This is a genomic window from bacterium, from assembly GCA_035307765.1.
Classification (GTDB): Bacteria; Sysuimicrobiota; Sysuimicrobiia; order Sysuimicrobiales; family Segetimicrobiaceae; genus Segetimicrobium.
Genome location: DATGHU010000014.1, coordinates 1 through 3,285 on the forward strand (window position 1 = coordinate 1; position 3,285 = coordinate 3,285).

Consider the following 3,285-nt stretch of genomic DNA (forward strand, 5'->3'; position numbering starts at 1 on the left):
GCGTCGGACAGGTGTGACTTGGCGGTTGCATCAGTTCGATTCGCCGTCTGGGGTGGGAATCCCTAGCATTTCGCACGTATCTCACCCAAGAAATCCTTATTTTACTTGGGTTTGCAGCAACGTATTTCATGGCGAACTAGACTAGCCGTATGGATGAGCCCGCACCTCCTGCCCGGCCGCTGGTGCTGCTCCTGGATCCCCGGGATACGAGCGCCATCGCGCTTGTGCCGATCCGGGCCGGCACCCGCGTTGAAGTTCGACGAGGCGACGCGAACGTGTATTTGGTCGCCGCAGCTTTAATCCCGTTCGGCCACAAGATCGCGCTGGTACCGGTGGCGGCCGGCGGCCCGGTGATCAAGTACGGCGAAGTGATTGGCTTCGCGACGTGCGAAATCCGGCCGGGACAGCACGTGCACGTGCACAATGTGCGGAGTGACCGGGCGAGGGTGCGCGATGCCTGAGTGGCCGCTGCCGTTGCTTCGGGGATGGCGGCACCCGGACGGAACGGTCGGCATCCGCCATCACTTGCTGGTGATCCCCTCGGTGATCTGCGCCGCCCAGGCGGCGCTGACGATGGCCGAGGGTGCCCCGGGTGCGGTGGCGATCGAGCATCAACACGGCTGCTCGCAGTTGGGCGGGGACGCGCATCTCACGGAGCAGGTGCTCACCGGCCTGGGGACCCACCCGAACGTTGCGGGGGCGCTCGTGGTCAGCCTTGGGTGCGAGACCGTCCAAGGGGTGGGGCTGCATCGGATGATCGTGCGTCGCGGGCAGCGGGCGGAGTTTGTGGGCATTCAGCAGTCCGGCGGGACCGGGGCGGCGGTGGCCGCCGGCCGACAGGCGCTCGACAGGCTGCGGGACGCCGCGGCCGGCGACCCTCAGGTCGCGGTCGGCTGGCCTGATCTTCGGGTCGGGGTCGAAGCCGCGTGGCTCGGCATTCCCGAGCCGCAGGCGCGTGTCTTCGTCGAGGTGATTGACCGCCTCCTCCGCGCGGGCTCGACGGTGATGCAGGCCGTGCCTACTGGGCGGCCCGATCTGGAGCGCAGTTTCCAGGATCGGATCCTGGGCATTGAGGGCCCGAAGGCGCGCGAGACGTCGACAATCTCGTATGCGACTCCCGCGGTCGATCGGGGGGTCTTCCTCATGGGAACCCCGGAGTCTCGCATTGCCCAGAAGACGGGGCTCGCGGCCGGGGGAGCCCACATCATCCTCTCGCCGCTCGTGGGTGGCTTGCCCGCGGGGTGCCCGGTGGCTCCGGTCGTCCATGTTGGGATCGCCCCGTACGCCCGGGCGTTCGCCGCGGACGTCGATGTGCTGCTCGACGAATCCCCGGCGCTCGGCGCAGCCGAGGCTGTACTGGTGGCGCTGACCGGCGCCTGCCGAGAGGAGACCGCCCTCGAGGCGATGGGCGATTTCGAGATGGCGATCCACAGAATCGGCCCAACGATGTAACGATGGACGAGATCCTGCTCTACCGGCGGGCGATGAGAGGGTGGGGGGCGCGGAACCACGTCCTGGTTCTCCCGCTCGTGGCGTCCGCCTCGGGCGTCGCACGGGCGATCGCCCGCGGGATGGGCGCGACATGGGTGGAGCACGACTACGAACCGACCTCCCACGACCTTCCCCAGAACCGCGAGCGCATCGCCCGCACGTTGGTGGGTTTTTCGGCGAACCCCAACGTGGCCGCGGTGTTGCTCGTCGCCGACACCCCCGACCGCGCGCCGTTGCTGGACGCGATCCGCGCCACCGGGCAGCGCGCCGATCTGGTGATCGTGGCAGAGGCCGGAGGTCTGCGAGGGGCCATCGAGCAGGGCCGTGCTCGCTTGGGCCCGCTGCTCACCGCTGCCGCCGGCTGCACGCGAGAGCGGGCGCCCGTCAGCGCGTTGATGTTGGGAACCGAGTGCGGGGGGTCGGATGCACTGTCGGGGATTACCGCGAACCCGGCGCTCGGCGCGGCGAGCGACCTGCTCGTGGACGCCGGGGGGGCGGTGATCCTCGCCGAGACCACCGAACTCATCGGGGCCGAGCACCTACTGGCCCGGCGTGCCACCAGCCCCACCGTGGCCGACGACATCTATCGCATCATCCACCGCTACGAGGACGTGGTGCGCGCGCACGGCGAGGACATCCGTGGTGCCAACCCCGCGCCGGGGAACATCGAGGGCGGGCTCACGACGATCGAGGAGAAGTCCCTCGGCGCGGCTAAGAAGGGGGGCACCCGGTCGATCCGACAGGTTGTGGAGTACGCTGTCCGGCCCGCGACCGCGGGGCTCGTAATCATGGACACGCCTGGGAACGACATCGAGCAGATGGTGGGAATGGTGGCTGCGGGTGCCCAGGTCGCCGCCTTTACAACCGGCCGCGGCACACCCACCGGCTCGGCGATCGTCCCAGTCATCAAGATCGCCACAAACTCGCATACGGCGACCCGCATGCGGGATAACATCGATCTCAACGCCGGGCTCATCCTCGAGGGCAGCGAGACGCTGGAGAGCATGGGGCAGCGGATTTACGATGCCATCCTCGCGGTGTCCCAGGGTGAGGCGACGAAGGCCGAACGCCTCGGACACCGCGAATTCTCGATCAGCCGGTACCCGTTCGCCATTCTCGATGCTGCTGGGGCTGGCGCCGGGCACCCCATCACCTGATGCAGGCCGCCGCCAATTCGATATCAGACAAGGGATTTCAAAACCCCAAAATTGCGGTGATTCCACAGCGCGCCAAAATCTGTTAGAGTAGTGGACGTGGGGACGTAGCTCAGCTGGGAGAGCGCCTGAATCGCACTCAGGAGGTCGGGAGTTCGAATCTCCTCGTCTCCACCAAGTAAATCAGGTCCAGCCCGGAGACATAGGTAACACTTTGTACTTAGGACATGGGTAACACTTTCGGCCCAAACGGATTGTCGAGCGGTTCAAGCACGCGCGTCTCCAGATCAAAGTAGCCCAAGTCATAATCCATAAAGCTGACCAGCTAGATGCCGTCGTGCACTTCTTTAATGCCGACGGCTTGTCCCGCAAAGACCTGGCTAAGCGATACGGCCGCCGGCTGCGGTCGGTGAGCCCCTGCATGCCGCATTCCTGATACCGATCGACGATCTTGTAGCCGGTCTTGCGGGAGATCCCAAACTCGCGGCACAATTCCGCTATCGGTTCGCCTCCGAGCCGACGAGCGACAAACCGCATTCTCTCGTCCATCACCGAACACTCCCTCCAGGGCATCTTCCCTCCCCCCTTTCAGGGAAGGAGTGTTACCCATGTGTCCGGTACAATCTGTTACCTATCTCTC

Annotated in this window: 3 protein-coding genes, 1 tRNA gene and 1 pseudogene; 4 read left to right on the forward strand and 1 reads right to left on the reverse strand. The window is 66.0% G+C overall.

Annotated elements, in window-relative coordinates; genetic code table 11:
* The first annotated feature begins 149 nt into the window (after positions 1-149).
* From VKV57_05040 to VKV57_05055, 4 genes are all read left to right on the forward strand, one after another.
* Positions 150-461, forward strand: coding sequence for a UxaA family hydrolase (locus tag VKV57_05040; GenBank protein HLW59275.1), 312 nt, complete (start codon positions 150-152; stop codon positions 459-461).
* Positions 454-1,452 (forward strand): UxaA family hydrolase, encoded by a 999-nt coding sequence (locus VKV57_05045; GenBank protein HLW59276.1) that lies wholly within the window; start codon positions 454-456, stop codon positions 1,450-1,452. The genes VKV57_05040 and VKV57_05045 overlap by 8 nt, the downstream gene beginning before the upstream one ends.
* Before the next feature lie 2 nt (positions 1,453-1,454).
* Positions 1,455-2,648, forward strand: coding sequence for a UxaA family hydrolase (locus VKV57_05050; GenBank protein ID HLW59277.1), 1,194 nt, complete (start codon positions 1,455-1,457; stop codon positions 2,646-2,648).
* Between the two features lie 98 nt (positions 2,649-2,746).
* A tRNA-Ala gene (locus VKV57_05055) sits at positions 2,747-2,822 on the forward strand.
* A gap of 213 nt (positions 2,823-3,035) precedes the next feature.
* Here the strand turns inward: VKV57_05055 and VKV57_05060 are convergent.
* Positions 3,036-3,194: pseudogene (locus tag VKV57_05060) on the reverse strand (helix-turn-helix domain-containing protein).
* Positions 3,195-3,285 lie beyond the last annotated feature (91 nt).

What these genes read in the sequence shown, in the direction of transcription:
- VKV57_05045 (HLW59276.1), top strand. Translation starts at nt 454, where the DNA reads ATGCCTGAGTGGCCGCTGCCGTTGCTTCGGGGATGGCGGCACCCGGAC.
- VKV57_05040 (HLW59275.1), top strand. Translation starts at nt 150, where the DNA reads ATGGATGAGCCCGCACCTCCTGCCCGGCCGCTGGTGCTGCTCCTGGAT.
- VKV57_05050 (HLW59277.1), top strand. Translation starts at nt 1,455, where the DNA reads ATGGACGAGATCCTGCTCTACCGGCGGGCGATGAGAGGGTGGGGGGCG.